Annotated in this window: 17 protein-coding genes; 4 read left to right on the forward strand and 13 right to left on the reverse strand. The window is 32.6% G+C overall.

Annotation, left to right across the window (positions count from 1 at the left end; genetic code table 11):
• Positions 1-138: 138 nt before the first annotated feature.
• On the forward strand, positions 139-3,099 hold the full coding sequence (locus V7P59_RS01225; RefSeq protein ID WP_333807878.1) for a S8 family serine peptidase: 2,961 nt from the start codon (positions 139-141) through the stop codon (positions 3,097-3,099).
• Positions 3,100-3,142: 43 nt separating this feature from the next.
• On the opposite strand, the gene V7P59_RS01230 is transcribed toward V7P59_RS01225, so the two are convergent.
• The 4 genes from V7P59_RS01230 to V7P59_RS01245 form a co-directional block, all read right to left on the reverse strand.
• Positions 3,143-3,856, reverse strand: coding sequence for a 3'-5' exonuclease (locus V7P59_RS01230; RefSeq protein ID WP_333807880.1), 714 nt, complete (start codon positions 3,854-3,856; stop codon positions 3,143-3,145).
• Between the two features lie 22 nt (positions 3,857-3,878).
• Entirely contained in the window at positions 3,879-5,045 is a 1,167-nt protein-coding gene (locus tag V7P59_RS01235; RefSeq protein WP_333807882.1) for a serine hydrolase domain-containing protein, read from the reverse strand.
• A gap of 60 nt (positions 5,046-5,105) precedes the next feature.
• Entirely contained in the window at positions 5,106-5,579 is a 474-nt protein-coding gene (locus tag V7P59_RS01240; protein ID WP_333807884.1) for a methylated-DNA--[protein]-cysteine S-methyltransferase, read from the reverse strand.
• Between the two features lie 75 nt (positions 5,580-5,654).
• A complete protein-coding gene (locus tag V7P59_RS01245) occupies positions 5,655-6,140 on the reverse strand; it encodes a DUF1573 domain-containing protein (protein ID WP_333807886.1) in 486 nt (161 codons plus the stop codon).
• 147 nt (positions 6,141-6,287) lie between these two features.
• Here V7P59_RS01245 and V7P59_RS01250 point away from each other — a divergent pair, with 147 nt between their 5' ends.
• On the forward strand, positions 6,288-7,559 hold the full coding sequence (locus V7P59_RS01250) for a sensor histidine kinase (RefSeq protein ID WP_333807888.1): 1,272 nt from the start codon (positions 6,288-6,290) through the stop codon (positions 7,557-7,559).
• The gene (locus V7P59_RS01255; RefSeq protein WP_333807890.1) at positions 7,552-8,238 is read left to right on the forward strand and encodes a response regulator transcription factor; all 687 of its coding nucleotides are present in this window, start codon (positions 7,552-7,554) and stop codon (positions 8,236-8,238) included. Before V7P59_RS01250 ends, V7P59_RS01255 begins: the two co-directional genes overlap by 8 nt.
• 3 nt (positions 8,239-8,241) lie before the next feature.
• Here V7P59_RS01255 and V7P59_RS01260 read toward each other — a convergent pair whose 3' ends face one another.
• From V7P59_RS01260 to hemA, 9 genes are all read right to left on the reverse strand, one after another.
• Positions 8,242-8,655 (reverse strand): c-type cytochrome, encoded by a 414-nt coding sequence (locus V7P59_RS01260; RefSeq protein WP_333807891.1) that lies wholly within the window; start codon positions 8,653-8,655, stop codon positions 8,242-8,244.
• 69 nt (positions 8,656-8,724) lie between these two features.
• A complete protein-coding gene (gene hemB / locus V7P59_RS01265; RefSeq protein WP_333807892.1) occupies positions 8,725-9,723 on the reverse strand; it encodes a porphobilinogen synthase in 999 nt (332 codons plus the stop codon).
• A gap of 32 nt (positions 9,724-9,755) precedes the next feature.
• Positions 9,756-10,658, reverse strand: coding sequence for an oxygen-dependent coproporphyrinogen oxidase (gene hemF / locus V7P59_RS01270; RefSeq protein ID WP_333807894.1), 903 nt, complete (start codon positions 10,656-10,658; stop codon positions 9,756-9,758).
• 63 nt (positions 10,659-10,721) lie between these two features.
• Positions 10,722-11,747 (reverse strand): uroporphyrinogen decarboxylase, encoded by a 1,026-nt coding sequence (hemE, locus tag V7P59_RS01275; RefSeq protein ID WP_333807896.1) that lies wholly within the window; start codon positions 11,745-11,747, stop codon positions 10,722-10,724.
• Between the two features lie 51 nt (positions 11,748-11,798).
• Complete coding sequence (locus tag V7P59_RS01280; RefSeq protein ID WP_333807897.1) at positions 11,799-12,467, reverse strand: uroporphyrinogen-III synthase; 669 nt, start codon at positions 12,465-12,467, stop codon at positions 11,799-11,801.
• Complete coding sequence (locus V7P59_RS01285; protein ID WP_333807898.1) at positions 12,468-13,175, reverse strand: potassium channel family protein; 708 nt, start codon at positions 13,173-13,175, stop codon at positions 12,468-12,470.
• Between the two features lie 10 nt (positions 13,176-13,185).
• Positions 13,186-14,928 carry a TrkH family potassium uptake protein gene (locus V7P59_RS01290; RefSeq protein ID WP_333807900.1) on the reverse strand — a complete coding sequence of 581 codons (1,743 nt, stop codon included), beginning with the start codon at positions 14,926-14,928 and terminating at the stop codon, positions 13,186-13,188.
• 12 nt (positions 14,929-14,940) lie between these two features.
• A complete protein-coding gene (gene hemC / locus V7P59_RS01295) occupies positions 14,941-15,861 on the reverse strand; it encodes a hydroxymethylbilane synthase (protein ID WP_333808102.1) in 921 nt (306 codons plus the stop codon).
• Complete coding sequence (hemA, locus tag V7P59_RS01300) at positions 15,858-17,114, reverse strand: glutamyl-tRNA reductase (protein WP_333807902.1); 1,257 nt, start codon at positions 17,112-17,114, stop codon at positions 15,858-15,860. The genes hemC and hemA overlap by 4 nt, the downstream gene beginning before the upstream one ends.
• A gap of 230 nt (positions 17,115-17,344) precedes the next feature.
• On the opposite strand from hemA, the gene V7P59_RS01305 reads away from it, so the two are divergent.
• The gene (locus V7P59_RS01305; protein WP_333807904.1) at positions 17,345-18,217 is read left to right on the forward strand and encodes a helix-turn-helix transcriptional regulator; all 873 of its coding nucleotides are present in this window, start codon (positions 17,345-17,347) and stop codon (positions 18,215-18,217) included.
• Position 18,218: the final 1 nt, after the last annotated feature.

The raw sequence follows: 18,218 nt of genomic DNA on the forward strand, positions 1-18,218 counted from the left end.
TGCCTCTACATTTTCTAATGAATTGATTTTAAGACAATATCTTTTTAAAAATAAGCTAACTTAATTGAAAACATTTTTTTAAGATTACGAAAAAATTATATATTTGTTTTCTTAAATAACACTAATTAGCCCCAAAAAATGAAAAAACAACAATTATTTGTATCTTTTCTTGTATTTTTCTGTACATTTTCTTTTTCCCAAACAAAAGAAGATGTTGCAAAAATTACTAAAGATTATGATGTAGAAAAAATCCAACAGAGAATAACCTACTTTCAAAAGTTGGAAGAGAGCGAAAGAGCCAAAGCCATTGAGGCTGCTAACAAAAATGGTTGGCCCATTTTTATTAAAGGCGAGAATGGTGCAATTCAACAATTAATGAAATTGACACCCGATGGTTATCCTATTTATTATGCTACCACAAATGTAGCTGCTGCTCGATCTACAAGAGCAAGTTTCCTTAACACAGGTGGTGGTATGGGATTAACTTTAGATGGTCAAGGGATGGTAGCTCGTGTATGGGATGGAGGAACCGTAAGAAGAACTCATAGTGGTTTTGGCGGAAGAGTAACCACCATTGATGATGTTTCGGGCACTACTTATAGTGATCATGCAACTCATGTAACAGGTACTATTTTAGCTTTGCCTTGGAATTCAACATCTGCAGGAGTAAAAGGAATGGCAACTTTAGCTACAGCAAGAACATTTAATTGGGATAATGATACGTCTGAAGCCTTGTCAGAAGTTCTAGGAGGAATGCTTCTTTCAAATCATTCTTATGGAGTACCCATAGGAAGCGGATCTTCTATTTTACCAGCTTGGTATATCGGTGCATACACAGATGCTGCTAGATCTTGGGATGAAATTGCCTATTTATCTCCATATTATTTACCAGTAATGTCTGCAGGAAATGATGGTGGTAATAATAACAATCCAAATCCAATTGCTGGAGGTTATGACAAGCTAACGGGTAATAAAACTTCTAAAAATACATTAATTGTTGCAAACACTAATGATGCTGTAATAAACGCTGATGGTTCTTTATCAAGTGTAACTATTAACACCTCTAGTAGCCAAGGACCAACCGATGATAGAAGAATCAAGCCAGATATTTCTGGAAATGGAACTGGATTGACTTCTACAATTTCAACGAGTAATACTGCTACTGCTTCTTATTCTGGTACATCAATGGCTTCGCCAAATGTAACAGGTACTTTATTATTAGTTCAGCAACACCATAAAAACTTAACGAATAGTTTTATGAAGTCTGCAACGTTGAGAGGATTAGCTTGTCATACTGCAGATGATGCTGGAAATGCAGGTCCAGATGCTAGATTTGGATGGGGATTATTAAATGGTAAAAAAGCAGTTGAAACTTTAACAGGAAATGGGTTAACCTCTTGGGTATCTGAAAATAGTTTAGTTCAAGGGCAAACATTCACTATGACTGTAAAATCAACAGGAGGAGCTTCTAATCCTTTAATTGCTTCAATTACTTGGACTGATTTGCCAGGAACAGCTAACAACGGTACTTTAGGAGACAACTATGCAGTACCAGTTTTAGTAAACGACTTAGACATTAGAGTAACCAAAGATGGAACAACAACTTTTTATCCATGGAGGTTGCAATCAAGTCCTTCAGCCTTAGCAGTTAGAACAGGAGATAATAATGTAGATAATATTGAAGTAGTAAAAATTGATACTCCTGCTGCTGGTGATTATGTAATAACAGTGACTCATAAAGGAACATTAGTAACAGGAGCACAAAATTATTCGTTAGTAGTAACTGGTATCACATCTGATTTTGCCTTAATATCAAAATCAGACGATTTAATTGTTTGTTCAAATCAGGATGCGGTTTATACTTTTGATTACAAGCAAACAGGAACAATGACAACTACTTTTTCAGCTGTAGGACTTCCTTCAGGAGCTACGGCTTCTTTTAGTCCAACATCTTTAAGTGCAAATGGAACAGTAACTATGACCATTTCAGGTTTAGCATCTGTGCAGCCAGGAACTTATGCGGTAGGAATTTCTGGTTCAAACGGTATTGAGGTTGAAACAAGATTAAAGCAATTAAGAGTATATTCTGCTACTTTTCAGCCAACTGTATTAACTACTCCAACAAGTGGTCAAAATAGTGTTGCAACAACTGTTTTCTTGAATTGGAATTCTCATGTTAATGTTGAAAGCTATAATTTACAAATTTCTACTCAGTCAAATTTCTCTTCTTTGTTTACAAATATAAATACGTCTCAAAATAATTATTTAGTAACAGGTTTAACTCCTGAAACTACTTATTATTGGAGAGTGGTTCCTTCTAATAGATGTGGAGCAGCATTAGCTTCAGCAGCCACCATTAATAATTTTAGAACAGGAATAGTAACTTGTGGAAACACTTTTACAGCAACAGATTTTTCAAATGCTACGATTGCATCAACAGCAAATAGTACAGCAACTGTTCCAATTGTAGTAACAGGAGGATTAACAATTGGAGATATTAATGTAAGTCTTGATATTACTCATACTTATATTCAAGATATGAAGTATTATTTGGAAGGACCAGCAGCTATTGGAAGTCCTATTATTACTTTATTTGATGAGCCTTGTGGAGATAATGATGATATCAATTGTACTTTAGATGATGCAGGAGTGAACTTTACTTGTGCGTCAACACCTCCAGCTATTACGGGTACTGTAAAACCAGTTGGTTATTTAACCAATTTAAATAATTTACCTGCTGATGGAACTTGGATTTTAAGAGTAGTGGATTCTTATAATGGAGATGGCGGTGTTATTAATGCGGTATCATTGTCTATTTGTAATATTGCACAATCTTTAAGTACAACAAGTAATGCTTTAGCGGAAATAAAAGTTTATCCAAACCCAACAAAAGGGATTTTGAATATTAATTTAGGTTCAGATACTTTTGGAGATTCTACATTTGTTATGTATGATGTTCAAGGTAGACAAGTTGTTACTAAAAAATCTTCAAATTCAATAGAAACATTAAATGTTGAAAATCTATCGGAAGGGATTTATATGTTAACAATTGAAAATGATTTAGGAAAAACTACCAGAAAAGTAGTAATCAATAAATAATTCATAAGAATAAAATAAAAAGGGAGCTAATTAGCTCCCTTTTTTATACATGTATAATTTCATCTTCTACTAATAAATCTTCTCGTCTTAATCTTAAGAAAATTTGTGCTACGGCAATTACATCTTTTTCACAGTAGGTGATAATTCTATCAATGTCGTTTTCTATATAAAAAACGTGTGCTACTTCACTGCCGTCGATGTCGTCTTTTGGAGATGGAATTCCAAGCACTTTTGTTAAAAGCTTTAGCGATGTAAAATGTTTATAATCGCCAAATTTCCATAATTCTAAAGTGTCTAAATGAGGAACTTCCCACGGTTTTTTACCAAATAAATTCAATTTATCTGGAAGAGCAATTCCATTGATGATCATTCTTCTAGCAATAAAAGGAATATCAAATTCTTTGGAGTTGTGTCCACATAAAACGTGTTGGGCTCCATTAAAATGCGTATTCAATAAGTTAGAAAAATCTTGTAGAATTTTCTTTTCTTCACCCCAAAAACTAGTTACACGAAAATTTCTTATATCGGCTTTATTTACAAAGTAACCTACTGAAATGGTAATGATTTTTCCAAATTCAGCCCAAATCCCAGCTCTTTCATAAAAATCTTCTGCTGAAACTTCATCTTTGCGTTGGTATTGCGTTTTTTGTTCCCAAAGTTGTTGTGTTTCGGAATCTAAACCTCGATAATTATGATATTCGGGCACCGTTTCAATATCAAGAAACAAGATATTATTCAAGTTAATTTTTTCAATCATAGGGAGTGGAATTGATTAATAGTTATTTTCTGTTTTTTCTTTGTGCTAACATATTATACGCTTCTTCTACATATACATACAAATCGTTACTATGCGGATCTTCATTAGTTTGAACTCCTTTTAAATGTCCTAACCGTACAATTATTAATTCATCTTCTGGGATTACAATTACAAATTGTCCTAAATGACCCCGCATGTAGTATAAATCTTTACCCGAGATAGTATGCATCCACCAGCCATAACCATATTGTGGACTCTTTTCAAAACGAGGAGTGATGCATTTTTTTACGAATGCACTATCGAGTAATTGTTTGCCGTTCCATTTTCCATCATTCAAATATAATTTACCAAAACGCGCAAAATCTCTTGCATTACTAGCAATACAACAATATGCTTTTTCAATTCCATCAGGAGCTTCATCTAATTGCCAAAGTGCTTCATTTTCTGCTCCCATAGGTTGCCAAAAATGTTTTGAAACATAATCAGATAAATGTTCACCAGTGGCTTTTTCAACACACATTGCCAACAATTGAGTTGCACCACTTAAATATTTGAAAGATTGACCAGGCTTTTCTTTAATGTCTAATCCAAGAATAACACCTTTTAAATCATCGTCAAAGTAGGCTCTTGTTACAATTGAAAATGGGCTGTAATATTTTTCATCCCAACTCAATCCTGATGCCATTGAAGATAAATCGCCTATAGTTACTTCTTTTGCATATTTTCCTTTTAGTTCAGGAAAAAAATCGGTAACTTTTTGGTTTAAACTTTTAATCTTTCCTTCCATGATAGCTTTTCCCATGGCCATGGTAACAATACTTTTTGCCATAGAAAAGGAATTGGATTTTGAGTTTTTATCAAAACCATCAAAGTAGCTTTCATGCCAAATGCTATCATTTTTAATAATCAAATAAGCAACTGTTTTTAATTCTTTATGATTTTTAGCTAAGACTTCTGTAGCCGGAATGGAATTGTAATCTGAGGCTATTGCCCAAGGTTGAGCAAGTCCTTTTTTTATTTCTCTATTCGGAAATTCTTTATAATCTTCTAAAAAAGCAGTAGTATAACCTTTAAAATAAATGGTTCTAACGGCTCTCAAAAGATAATCTACATTAAAAATGTACATTAAAATAATAATGCTCACTAAAACAATAGCGAACCATTTAAAGAATTTTAGGAGGAATTTCATGGCTACTTATATAAGATTGCGTTATAAAAGTAGCAAAAAGTGATTTGATTTAATAAAAATCTAAAACAAACTTTCTTGTTTAACTGGATTTTCATGTTGAAGTAACCATTTTTTTCGCCATAAACCACCTGCATAACCCGTTAAAGAACCATAAGTTCCAATAACGCGATGACATGGCACAACAATCCAAAGCGGATTTTTCCCATTTGCAGAAGCAACAGCTCGAATGGCTTTTACATCGCCTAATTTTTTCGATAAATCTAAATAAGAACAGGTTTTTCCAAAAGGGATCTTAAGTAATTCTTGCCAAACTTTTTTCTGGAATTCGGTTCCGGAAGGATTAATTGGAAATGTAAAAGTAGTTCTCTTTCCACTAAAATAATCGTGAAGTTCTAAAACAGCCGTTTTTAATTCTTTTGGAATTTCAATTGAAATAGCTACTTCTTCATCCATTACATGAATTTTCGAAATCCCATTTTCATCGCCTTGAATTTCTGTGTAACCTAGAGGAGTTTTTATAATAGCTGTTTTCATTTTGTAAATATAAAAAAACCACCTAGATATTTAGGTGGTTTTAATAAGATGTAAAAAGCTGAATTAATAATATTGTTAAGATTTAATCTCTTCTTTTTTCTCAGTCGCTGGTTCTAATACTTTTCCTTTGAAAGATAAAGTTTTAACAGCTTCAACTCCATTTTCAGTTGTTGTAATAGTTACTGATTTTTGGAACATTCCACCTGTAGCAGCATTAAAAGTAGCAGCAACCATTCCTTTTTCTCCTGGTTTAATAGGTGTTTTTGTGTAATCTGCAGCAGTACAACCACAAGCTGGTCTTACATTAGTAATTAACACAGTTTCTTTAGTAGTGTTTGTAAATGTAAAATTGTAAGTTACTGGTTTCCCTTTTTCAATATCACCAAAATCATGCATTTCTTGATCCCATTTGATTGCAGATTGAACTGGTGCTGGTGGGGTTTTAACTTCTGCTGGTGCAACTTGCATTGCTTTTGCTGTTTCAACTTTAGCTTCTTTTGTTTGTGCAAATGAAGCACTAGCTACAAATAAAGCAACGATTGATAATTTAATTGATTTCATACACTATAATATTTTTAGTTATTTTAAATTTGTTGATACAAAACTAAAAAAGTTTTATTTTTCTCTTGTTAATTAGATTTTAATGATTGTTAATGACATGTTAACGGGTGATTTAGTAGTTGCTTTTTTTGTAATATCGAGTTCATTATGAAGTTTAGTAGATTTAATATCGTTATTTTTATTGGTTTTTTAGCAATTGTGGGCGTAATTGTTATGCAATTGTTTTTACTTAATCAGGCCTATATTTTTGAAAAGAAAGATGTGGAAGATAAAATCCATTTTGCTTTACAAGATGTGGTAAACAAAATTTATAAAGACAATAAAAAGGAGCTTCCCATAGGTAATCAAATAAAAAAGGTTTCTGAAAATTACTTTATAGTTAATGTAAACGATGTTTTTGAGAATACTATTTTAGAACAATATTTAAAAAACGAGTTTGAAAAAGTAAAACTGGAGTTAGATTATGAATATGCCATATATGATTGTAGTTCCGACGCTATGGTTTATGGAAATTATGTTTCTTCGAAAGGGAAAGAACCTTCTAAATTTTGTGCAGATTGTTTCTCTAAAAATACCGATTTAACCTATTATTTTGCCGTACGATTTCCAAATATTAAACAAACATATTTTAAAAGTTTATCTCAATATTGGATTTTTACAGGCGTTTTGTTTTTGGTTCTAATAATTTATGTATACTCAGTTTTGTTAATGTTGAAACAAAAAAGATATACTGATTTGCAGAAAGATTTCATCAATAATATGACGCATGAATTTAAAACACCATTGGCTTCCATTTTAATTGCCTCAAATTATGCTAATACTCAAAAGGAAATCATCGACAATCCTAGATTATCAAAATATATGCAGATTATTATTAATCAAAGTAACAAGTTAAATCAACACATAGAGAAAATTTTGTATGTTGCCAAAACAGAAAGCAAACAAATTGAGTTAGAAAAAGCGAAAGTAGATTTACAAATTTTGCTCGAATTAGTAAGAGAAAATATATTTCTAAAACATCAAAAAGAGATTAAAATTGATATTCAATTAGAGCGAAACTATTTTATTAAAGCCGATGAATTTCATTTTTACAATGTGATTTATAACATCATGGATAATGCAGTGAAGTATTCGGGTCTAAATCCTGAAATTAAAATTCAATCGCAAGAAAATACAAAAGGATTGGCTTTGAAATTTTCAGATAATGGAGCTGGAATTCCAGAAACCGATTTGCCGTTTATCTTTGATAAATTCTATCGTGTGGCAAGAGAAGATAGTAAAGATATTGAAGGGTTTGGAATCGGATTATCGTATGTGAAACGCGTTTGTGAATGGCATAAATGGAAAGTAGAAGCTAAAAATAACGAAGAAAAAGGGATTACAATAACCCTTCAAATAAATAAAAACGATTATGAGTAAAAAGCGCATTTTGTATGTTGAGGACGACGAAACCTTAGCGTTTTTAACTGCCGATAATTTAGAACAACACTTTGAAGTTACTCATTGTAATAATGGAAAAGAGGCTTTTCAAATGTTTTGTAAAGAATCTTTCGATTTGTGTGTTTTAGATATTATGTTACCTGATATGGATGGTTTTGAAATCGCTACAGAAATTAGAAAACGCAATCAAGAAATTCCGATTATTTTTCTTTCGGCTAAAACAATGAAAGAAGACCGAATTAAAGGTTTGAAATTGGGAGCCGATGATTATTTGGTAAAGCCATATTCAATTGAAGAATTGATTTTAAAAATCGAAATTTTCTTAAATCGAAGTCAGAAATCAACCGATAATTCGCATCAAAAACAATATACTTTTGGGAGTTTTCAATTTGAACCAGAGAATTATTTATTAAAGAATGAAAATCAAAATATAACACTTACAGAGAGAGAAGCATCGTTATTAAAACTTTTTTTAGACAATCCAAACACCGTTTTAAAACGCGAAAAAATCTTAATAGAATTATGGGGAAGTGATGATTATTTCCTTGGCAGAAGTTTGGATGTTTTTATTTCAAGATTGCGAAAAATAATAAAAGAAGAAACCCACGTGAGAATCGAAAACATTCCGCGCGTGGGCTTTAAATTGGTAGTTGAGTAACGTTTACTCAAAACTCATCATATATACTTCTAATGCTTTGCGTTCTTCAGCTGTCATGGCTTTAGTAATAGCAAAATTCGTTTTCATGGTTTCATATTGCGATGGATCTACAATAGGTTTGCCTTCTTCGTTGATGAAAGCTGCAATGCTAGCGCCTTTTTCTTTGTAAATTTTTGCAATTTCTTTTATTGACGGACCCACTACTTTTGTGTCGGGTTTATGACATGCGGTACATGTTCCTTTTCCTTCAAAAAGCTCTTGTCCTTTAGCAAATAATGGATCAACCGTAGTTTCAGATATGGTTTCAGTATTTTCTTCAACTGAATTTCCGTATTTATCGGTTTCTTTTTTTTCACCACAATTCGTTAAGGAAATAGCTAAAGCAAAAACGGAAAAAGATTTTAATATAAGTTTCATTTTGATATGATTTAGAAATATCGATAAAATTACGCTATCGATTTCACTTAATTTGTGACAAATGTCACATTACTTTTTATTTAATAGAATTGCCGCTTCTTTAGCAAAATAAGTCGAAATCAAACTCGCACCTGCTCTTTTGATACACATTAATTGCTCCATCATAATTTTGTCATGATCTAACCAACCTCTTTCTGAAGCCGCTTTAATCATGGCATATTCTCCTGAAACATGGAAAACTGTAATGGGAACATCCACTGCATTTTTAACTTCACGAACAATATCCAAATAGGCAATCCCAGGTTTTACCATTACCATATCTGCTCCTTCTTCAACATCCCAAAGCGCTTCTTTAACCGCTTCGATGCGATTAGCGTAATCCATTTGGTAGGTTTTTTTGTCTTTAGGAACTTCCACATCTGCGTCTTTTGGAGCAGAATCCAAAGCATCACGAAACGGACCATAAAAAGCCGACGCGTATTTAGCCGAGTAACTCATGATTCCCACATTGTGAAATCCCGCAGCATCTAAACCTTGACGTAAACGTAAAACACGACCATCCATCATATCACTTGGCGCAACAAAATCTGCACCCGCTTGAGCGTGAGAAACCGCCATTTTAACCAAAGCATCATTAGTCGCATCGTTAGCCACATCGCCTTTTTCGATGATACCATCATGACCATAAATTGAATACGGATCTAAAGCCACATCTGGCATTACAATCATTTCTGGACAAGCCGCTTTAATCGCACGAATGGCTCTTTGCATCAAACCATTGTTGTTCCAAGCTTCTTTTCCAGTATTGTCTTTTAAATCATCGCTAACTTTTACATAAATGTTTACGGCACGAATTCCTAAAGCGAATAATTCTTTTACTTCTTCTACCGTTAAATCTAATGTACGACGGAAAATTCCTGGCATAGAAGGGATTTCTACTTTAGTGTTTTCTCCTTCCATGATAAACATAGGAAACATAAAATCAGCTGGACTCAAGCTGGTTTCGCGAACTAAACTTCTTATAGATTCGTTTACTCTTAAACGACGACCTCTGTGTATTGGAAACATAATATTTTATGATTTATGATTGATAATGGAAATTATACCCAATCAATTGGTTTTGCTAATATTTTCAATAATTTTTCTTCTTCACTTCCTGCTTCTGGATGATGATCATACACCCATTGCACATGTGGCGGTAAACTCATCAAAATACTTTCGATTCTTCCGTTGGTTTTTAGTCCAAATAAAGTTCCTTTATCGTGAACCAAATTGAATTCCACATAACGACCACGACGAATTTCTTGCCATGTTCTTTGCGCTTCGGTAAATGGTAAATCTTTTCTTCTTTCCACAATGGGAACATACGCTTGTAAGAACGAATTTCCAACTTCAGTTACAAAGTTGTACCAATCTTCCATTTTCATGGTGTCGGTTTCTTTCAAATAATCGAAAAACAAACCGCCGATTCCTCTTGCTTCATTACGATGTGCATTCCAGAAATACTCATCGCATTTCTTTTTATAGTTCGGATAAAATTCAGGATTATGTTTGTCGCAAGCGGTTTTACAGGTTTGGTGAAAATGTTTGGCATCTTCTTCGAACAGATAATACGGTGTTAAATCTTGTCCGCCACCAAACCATTGGTTGATGATTTCTCCATTCTCATTGTACATTTCGAAATAGCGCCAATTCGCATGAACCGTTGGCACCATTGGATTTTGGGGATGAATTACTAAACTTAATCCGCAAGCGAAAAAATCGGCTTCGCCTACACCGAACATTTTTTGCATGGTATCAGGCAATTTGCCATGAACGGCTGAAATGTTTACACCGCCTTTTTCAAAAACGTTTCCGTTTTCAATAACACGTGTGCGACCACCACCGCCTTCTGGTCGTTCCCAAATATCTTCTCGAAATTTTGTGCCGCCATCAATGTCTTCCAAACCTTTACAGATTTGATCTTGTAGGTTTTGTATGTAGGTGTAGAATTTGTTTTTCATATTAATCAGTTTTCAGTCGCAGTTTTCAGTCGCAGTTCATTTGTAAACTGAGACTGAGACTGTCTACTTTTGATACTCTTTCACCGCTTCCACAAACGCTTTTGCATGATCAACAGGAATATTTGGTAAAATACCGTGACCTAAGTTTACGATGTATTTGTCTTTTCCAAATTCGTCAATCATTTCGTGAACCATTTTTTTGATGGTTGGGATTGGAGAAAGTAAACGACTTGGGTCGAAATTTCCTTGTAACGTGATGTCACCACCGGTTAAATAACGCGCGTTTCTTGGTGAACATGTCCAATCCACTCCTAAAGCAGATGCTTTGGATTTTGACATTTCGTTAAGTGCGAACCAACATCCTTTTCCGAAAACGATAACTTCAGTAACTGGAGCTAATGCTTCTACAATTTGGTTGATATATTTCCAAGAGAATTCTTGATAATCAGTAGGTGATAACATACCACCCCAAGAATCAAAAATCTGAATCGCATTACAACCATTTTTCACTTTCTCTTTTAAGTATAAAATGGTTGTATCGGTAATTTTTTGTAGTAATGTATGTGCTGCTTCTGGTTGTGAAAAACAAAAACCTTTAGCTGTATCATAACTTTTCGAACCTTTACCTTCAACTGCATAACAGAAAATTGTCCATGGCGAACCTGCGAAACCTATTAAAGGCACTTCGTTGTTCAACATTTCTTTGGTCAATTTGATGGCATCCATCACATAACCTAACGATTCATTCACATCTGGAATAAATACTTGGTTTACTTGTTCCATAGAACGAATAGGATTTGGTATAATCGGACCGATGTTGTCTTTTAATTCAACGTCAATTCCCATCGCTCTTGGCACTACCAAAATATCCGAAAATAAGATGGCAGCATCTGGTTTTACAATTCGGATAGGTTGTACCGTAATTTCAGCAGCTAATTCTGGAGTTTCGCAACGGGTGAAAAAATCATATTTATCTCGTAAAGCTCTAAATTCTGGTAAATATCTTCCAGCTTGACGCATCATCCAAACCGGTGGGCGTTCAACAGTTTCTCCTTTTAATGCTCTTAAAAATAAGTCGTTCTTTAACATGTTTTTTGTTTTTTAGGCCTGACAGTTTTTCGAAACTTATCAGGTCTTATTTTATTTGTAATATTTTATCACTTCATCAATTACATGTTCCACGGTGGGTTGCGATGCAATTATTATGTTTTTATGTCCCGAAGCTTCGGGATTATTTTCTAATGCTTTTGCTGTGGTGGTTCCAATGCAAAAACACGTTTTATTTCTTAATGTATTGTTTTCCAAAAAGCTATTAACACCTGATGGGCTATAAAACAAAACGCCATCAAATGATTCTTTTATTTGGCTTGATTTCAGTTTCGTTTCATATACGACAATTTCGTTGAATGCGATTTTATTTTGCTGAAAAAAATCGGGAATCGTATTTCTTCTAATATTTCCGCAAAAAAATGTAAACGAATGGTTTTTATATTTTGAATCAATTAATTGAATCAGTTCTTCCGCATAATCTGTACTTTCTAAAACAGAGAATCCTTTCTTTTTAAGGAAACTATGGGTTTTACTTCCTACACAAAAACAAGGTTTCGAAAACACATTTTTTAAATTCGATTTTAAAACACTTTTTACCGCTTCTTTACTCGTAAAAATTAAGTAATCGTTAAGTTGAGGTGTATCAAATGTAATCGATTTAGTTTGAATAAAATTCTTTTCTACAAGTTCAATTTTAGCATCAGAAAGTTTGTTTTTTAATGCTTTGGAGAGTTTTTTAGTAGAAAGAATTTGAATCATTTAGCTTCTAATTTGATGTTCTTCTTGACCTAAACAATACGTTTCAATGTCTTTATTGTTTCCGTAAACCACAAGTATGTCATCTTCTAAAACAATCGTGTCTGGAGAAGGGCGACCAATAGTTTCTTTTACAATTGATTTTTTTCCGATTAAATTACGTTTTTCTCTTTTTCGAATGATTGTAACTAATGTTAAATGATATTTGTCGATAGAATCTAATTCGGCTAAAGTTTTTCCAAAAAATTCAGGTTTTGCTTTTACTTCGGAAATCGTAAAATTATCATCTAATTGATAATTTTCTAACGTTGATTTGAAGTTAATTTGTTTGGTTAAACGATCTGCTGATTCTTGCTCAGGATGAATAATACTATGAATTCCCATAGCCTCTAAAACCGTGTCGTGAATAGGTGATAAGGCACGACTAATGATTTTTACATCTGATAATTTTTTTATAATTGCGGTGGTAATAATGGCTGCTCCTTCGTTTTCACCAATAGCTACTACTACTTTATCAGCATCTTTTAAAGGTAAAGCTTCGTAAGACAATTCATTAGTTGAGTCTAATGCAATGGCATGTGAAATTTTATCTTTTACTAAATTTACTTTTTCGATGTTTTTATCAACACCAATTACTTCGTTTCCTGTTTCAGTAAGACTGATGGCAAGCGACATTCCGAAGTTTCCTAAACCAAATACGATAATTTTCATTTGGACAAGTTTAGTTAATTAATATATTTTCTTTTGGATATTCGTAGAATTGATGATTCAATCTTCGTAATAATCCAACCATTAAGTTGAGCATTCCAATACGTCCAATAAACATGCAGGCAATTAAGACATATTTACTTGGTTCGGTTAAAGTTGGGGTAAAATTTAAAGTTAAACCCACCGTACTATAGGCTGAAAAACATTCAAAAGCCACAGTTAATAAAGGTGTACCTTTAGGTTCAAAAATCAGTAAAGCAACAATTGAAATTCCAATAGTTATTAATGAAATACACAAAATGGCAAAGGCTCTAGAAGTAGATTCAGACGAAATTCTTCTTCCAAATAATTGAATTCTGCTTTTTCCTCGGGCAACCGCAAAAATATTTAAAGTTGCTAATGCAAAAGTACTAGTTTTTATACCACCGGCGGTTGATGCAGGCGAACCTCCAATCCACATTAAAAAGATAACAAACAACAAGGAAGGAACATTCATTTGTGTAAAATCAACGGTATTGAATCCTGCAGTTCTTGGAGTAACGGCATTGAAAGAAGCGGCTGTTATTTTTCCAAAAAACGACTTATGTTCTAGTAATGTATTGTTGTATTCAGATATGTACAAGAAAATAAAACCACCAATTAACAATAATAGTGTAGTGTAAATTACAATTTGGGTATTTAAAGTAATAATTCTTACTTTTTTATGAATAATGTTTTTATCAAAAAGTTCCACCACATGAGTTTTAATTTTTTGATAAAAATTAAATACAATGTTATGTCCTAATCCTCCAAAAATAATTAGTATCATGATACACCACTGAAAAATGTAATCAAAACGTATTCCTTCATCGTACAAACCTGCCGATAAAATAGAGAACCCTGCATTACAAAATGCAGAAATGGAGTGAAATATGGAAAAGAAAAATTTATTTTGAATACTCGAAACATCTGCAACTGAAAAATAGATGAAAAGCGCTCCTACTATTTCAATTCCAAGAGTAAACATAACTACGTTTAATGCAGCTCTAAAAACATCGCGTAATCCTTCTTGTGCTATAAAATCTTTTGTATTTAATCCTTCTTTAAAAGAAGAACTTCCTCTAAAGAAAAAAGCAAAGAACGATGTAAAAGTTAATATTCCTATTCCGCCTAATTGTATTAAAACTAAAATAATAGATTGACCAACAATTGTAAAGTCATTTGCAGTATCTACCACTGTAAGTCCAGTAACACAAACAGCACTAGTTGCAGTAAATAAAGCATTAGTAAAAGTTATACCATCAACGGTAGCACTTGGCAGCATTAATAAAAACCCACCCGTTAATGCTAAAATGAGGAAACTTCCAACAAAAACAATAGCCGGATTAAAATATATGTCATAAATATGGCGTACTAAAACCAAGAGTCTCAGCAAGAAATAAAAAATTAATCCGCCTTCTAGAATAGGTTTAACTTTTTGAAGTATGTAATCTGTTTTAAAATCATAATTGATTATAGAAACTATAAAAGAAGCCAGTAATATACCTGTTAAAAGAAATATGTTTGCTAATGCTACTTTTTTATTGCTTTTGTATTTAAAAGTAAAGAATTTAAAAGCATTAAAGGCTAATAATCCAAGCGATAAAAAAATTAATCCTATTACATGAGGTGAATTGTAATTTTCTTCGAAGTCATATCCAAAGTCAAATACAATAAAAAGCAATACGATGATATCAAAAAAGCGATATAAATAATTGAGTAATGATTCTTTCTCCATTTTGGAATAAAATTACTTTTTTAAATCACGACGAATGCTTTCCATTAAAGCGCTTCCTCCGTTGTTTAAAATTTCTTCGGCACATTTTTTTCCGAAGTTTATATAAGAATCAAAAGTACAACTTTTTTTGATTGTGTGTTTTTCTTTTCCGTCTAAAGAAAACAAAACACCTTCAAAATCAATTTTATCAGAAGTAAAAGTTGCCAAAGCGCCAATAGGAGCGGTACAACCACCTTCAAGTGTTTTTAAGAATTCACGTTCTATATGAGTGCAAATTTCGGTTTCTGAATGATTTAATTTTGATACAGCTTCATTACAGAAATCATCGTTTTCCATAGCAACTACAACCATTGCGCCTTGTGCAGGAGCGGGAACCATCCAATTCAAATCAATGTAATTTTCAGGTTTTAAATTGATACGTTCTAATCCTGCAGCTGCAAAAACAGCTCCGTTCCAATCGTTTTCTTGGAGTTTTTGCATACGCGTATTTACATTCCCGCGTAAATCAACCACTTTATGATTTGGGTATTTATTTAACCATTGCGCTTGTCTGCGCAAACTTCCAGTAGCAATTGTTCCTTCTGAGTTTAAAAAATCTAAATTGTCTTTGTAAACTAAAATATCAAGTGTGTTGGCGCGTTCTAAAACGGCTGCTTGTACAATTCCTAATGGTAAAGCGGTTGGAACATCTTTCATAGAATGAACCGCAATATCTACCTGACCATTAATCATGGCAATGTCTAAGGTTTTAGTAAAAATCCCAGTAATTCCTAATTCATAAAGAGGTTTGTCAAGAATAATATCACCTTGAGATTTTACAGCTACAATTTCTGTTTGATAACCTAAGTCGTTTAATTTTTTTTGTACTGTGTGTGCTTGCCAAAGGGCTAATTCGCTATCACGAGTTCCTATTCGGATTGTTTTGCTCATTATTTTGAAACCGTTTCTAATTGGAAAATTTTTTCAATCCATTCAATACTTTCATCTACCATTGTTTCATCATCTTTTAAATGATTAGCAAAATGATTCGTTATTTTCTGAATGATTCTTGCTGTAATTAATTCGGCTTGTTCTTCATCAAAATTAGCCAATTTTTTACGTTGAAAATTCAATTCTCCTTCTTTAATTGTATTCAGTTTTGCTTTTAAAGCATGAATAGTTGGTGCAAATTTACGCTGTTTTGTCCAAGCCATAAATTCATCTTTAATTTCTTCAATGATGGCTTCGGCAGCAGGAATGTGTTTTTTTCTATTTTCTAAAGTTTCATCTGTAATTTGCGAAAGCTCATCCATGTGAACTAACGTAACACCCTCAATATCTTTTACGTTTTCGTTTACGTTTTTCGGAATCGATAAATCTAAAATCAATAAAGGTTTTTTCAGATTTAAAATGGCTTTGTCAATTGTTGGATTTTGCGCACCAGTAGCCACAACTACCACATCTGCTTTTTGAAGTTCTAACTGCAAATCAGCATAATCTTTTACAATAACATTCAGTTTTTTGGCTAGTTTCTCCGCTTTTTCTTTCGTTCTGTTGATTAATGTGATTTGTTCGTGTTTAGTGTGTTTTACTAAATTTTCGCAAGTGTTTCTTCCAATTTTTCCTGTTCCAAAAAGTAAAATATTTTTTGAAGCAATATCTGCAACATTCTTAAAAATGTATTGAACCGAAGCAAAAGATACTGAAGTAGCTCCAGATGAAATTTCAGTTTCGTTTTTTATTTTTCTACTTGCTTGAATTACCGCATTGACTAATCTTTCTAAAAATGCATTGACTAAATTTAGTTCTTTACTGATTACAAATGCATTTTTTAATTGACTTATGATTTCAAAATCTCCTAAGATTTGGCTATCTAATCCTGTTCCAACGCGAAACATATGCGAAATGGCTTCGCTATTTTTGTAAACAAAGGCTACTTTTTGAAAATCTTCAACAGTTCCTTGACTATTTTCACACAATAATTTAATTAACTGAAAAGGATGTTGAGCAAAACCATAAATTTCGGTTCTGTTACAGGTTGAAGTTACAATTAAACTATCAATTCCTTCTGCTTTAGCTTGGTGTAATAAGTTAGTTTTGGCATGTTCATCCAAACTAAATTTCCCTCTCATTTCGGCATCCGCTTTTTTGTAACTTAATCCTACGGCATAGAAAGTTGGATGCTTCGCAAATGTATTGTTTTCCATATGGTGTACTCTTTCCTAAAAGTTTAACAAAATTATATTTTCCTATTTTATAAAAACAACGCTGGAAGGACTTTTTATGTCGCTCAACGACATTTTAATTATAATTGAGTCTTTATTGCATTATTTCTTTAAATTTGTACTATATTCAAGCTTTGACAAGTTTTTTATATAGAATAATTCTAAATAACATTTTTGTCCTTTTTCGAATGTATATACGTAAAAATATCGCTATGGGTTCTTTAGAAGAAATAAAAATTGAAAACGAGTTTATTTTATTGCGTTTTCAAAATGATAGTAATGAAATAATTAAGTTAGAAAGACCTGTTAGTCAAGGTCTTATACAGTTTCATTTTGGTCTGAAAGGAAAAGGAAAGTTTGTTTTTAATCAAGGAAATTATGCCCTAGATTTAAAAGAAGAAAAATCACTGCTGTTTTATAATCCACAAAAAGAATTGCCTATTCATTTAGAATTAGCACCAAATTCTTGGGTAATTTCCGTAATTGTATCGATTAAAAAATTTCACGGATTGTTTTCTGCTGAAGCAGAGAATATTCCTTTTTTAAGTGATGAAAACAAAGATAAAAAATATTACAAGGAAAGCGATATTAGTCCGTCAATGTCTATTGTTTTGAGTCAAATTTTTCATTACAATTTAAATTCGTTCATCAAAAACCTGTATTATAAAGGGAAAGGGTATGAATTGTTGAGTTTGTATTTTAATCGTTCCGAAGATCCAAACGCTGAGCAATGTCCATTTTTGATAGATGAAGAAAATGTTTTAAAAATTAAAAAAGCCAAAGAAATTATCATTGCCAATATGGCAGAACCTCCAACACTTGAAGCATTGTCTGAACAAGTGGGACTTAGTCTAAAAAAACTAAAAATGGGATTCAAACAAATATATGGCGATACCGTTTATGGATTTCTTTTTGATTATAAAATGGATTATGCACGTCAATTGCTTGATAGTGGTTCGTATAATGTAAATGAAGTTGGTCTAAAAATCGGATATAGCACCGGAAGCCATTTTATTGCAGCATTTAAGAAAAAATTTGGAACGACACCAAAAAAATATTTGATGTCGATTAATTCCAACGTGTAAT

Source organism: Flavobacterium sp., from assembly GCF_036782315.1.
GTDB lineage: Bacteria > Bacteroidota > Bacteroidia > Flavobacteriales > Flavobacteriaceae > Flavobacterium.